Source organism: Acinetobacter sp. KAM396, assembly GCF_021602765.1.
Taxonomy (GTDB): Bacteria; Pseudomonadota; Gammaproteobacteria; order Pseudomonadales; family Moraxellaceae; genus Acinetobacter; species Acinetobacter towneri_A.
In genome coordinates, this window is the sequence record NZ_BPPH01000085.1 from 1 (window position 1) to 1254 (window position 1254).

A 1254-nucleotide genomic window follows, 5' to 3' on the forward strand; every position below is an offset into this window, starting at 1 on the left:
ATGAGTTTTACTATGATCAGCTACCCCAACAAAACAAGGTGGCTTAACTAGAGCGGAATATCACTTATAAATACGCTTTTAGTTGTTCAAACAAGTGGGACCACCTCTCAACCTCTCTATTAGTAATATTATCGACTAGTCAATTCTTCTTATATGCTCAGCTCGGCCGTAGGGATATATTGCCCATCTACCCAATCGTAAAGCTGAATATCACAAACACCATTCAAACGATGTCCCAAGACCATTGCAAAAACTGAGGGTGCTTTAATAAAGAGGTGTAATTTAGATAACTTATTTTCAGATTTGAATGAAACTAAAGCGGATTTTGCCTCTCTCACAGCAAGATTTAGAGTTTCCATATTATCAATCGCATAAGAGCTTTCTAGATTCAGTCTAGGTAAGCTCTTTACTTCATTTATTGTAGAGTCAATGTCTTTACCTATAGCTGTAGGAAATCCGATAGTAACTATGGCTTCAGTTTCTCCCTGTAGCTCAACAGGGGCGATTTTATTAAAAAATTGTCCCTCTTTCTGTTTATGGTCATCAGTGCGATAAGCGAGGCCATTATGTTCTATTTCAAGTAGGAAATTACGTGTGGCACTAAATACATAGCCAAGCATACATGCGGTGGACATTCTTTGTTTACCGTCTATAAGGAGGGTTCTACGGTCACCACTGCTATGAATGAAATCCCCAATCGATACCGCTTTTTTGATTAGGTTGTTCCAGTCGCTGGAGGTTTTTTGGGCACGATCAGGACCATTGAAATCACGAATATCTAAGTTTAAGTCTTGGTACTGACTGGTTGAAGTAGAAAGGTTAATTTTGATAGGATCTGATAGCCATTGGCTTCTATCTTCTTCAAGAGCATGGCAAATAAAATTTTCAAAGTCTTTGCGATGTATTGGACCAAAAGAAGAACGAGAAATCAATTTTTTAAACTGATCTCTTAACTGTTTGGCTTTACGTGTAGTGAGTTCGATATTGGATAATTTCTCTTCTATTTCGCCTATAAATACAGAGTCGCTATCTTCAGCATTGAAAGACAGGAAATCAACATGGTCAAGTGCAAACTCAGCAAGTGAGGTTTCGAATCCCTTATCGCTACACCACTGAATAATATCCTGACGACTTTTTTGTAAAATCGTAAGCGTCCGCTGAATCCCATACCTATTTTTTAATTCGATTTAGGTTTCCAGCAGTGCGGCAGCAATTCTTCAATTTGGGTCACTTTGTGTGTCGGTAACCTTTTCA

At 38.4% G+C, this 1254-nt stretch carries 1 protein-coding gene; it reads right to left on the reverse strand.

Going from position 1 to position 1254, the window contains the following annotated elements; all coding sequences use genetic code 11:
- Positions 1 to 149: 149 nt before the first annotated feature.
- Entirely contained in the window at positions 150 to 1187 is a 1038-nt protein-coding gene (locus L6C30_RS14580; protein ID WP_374706595.1) for a dsDNA nuclease domain-containing protein, read from the reverse strand.
- Between the last annotated feature and the right edge of the window lie 67 nt (positions 1188 to 1254).